The sequence below is a fragment of the Telluria sp. AZSoR62 genome (assembly GCF_058111565.1).
The window spans coordinates 1-313 of record NZ_JBYTST010000206.1; the positions used below are offsets into that span (position 1 = coordinate 1).

The window sequence follows — 313 nt, forward strand, 5'->3', positions numbered from 1 at the left end:
TTCCGCTCACACCAATGCTTCCAGGGTGGTGGACTTCTACAACGTCGTCCTGCAGCGCAATGGGATCGACGACAACGGGATGGACCTCGTCTCGCTGGTCAACGTCACGGCAGCGAGCATGCAGGCTCCGCCCAGCCTACTCAATGCGTTCTGGTTCAGGCAACGCATGTGGTATGGGCAAATCAAGCAGAACGGCCGCCTCGTCAGCCTCTCGCGCTTCCTGGACGTCATCGGGCACGAGCTCACCCATGGCGTGATCGAAACGACGTCGAAGCTGGTCTACGCCACTCAGTCCGGCGCGCTCAACGAGTCC

The 313-nt window shown here is 61.0% G+C and carries 1 pseudogene; it reads left to right on the forward strand.

Features of this window, described 5'->3' with window-relative positions:
* Positions 1 to 313 (forward strand): annotated as a pseudogene (locus AC3XQU_RS23535) (peptidase M4 family protein); the annotation flags it as partial.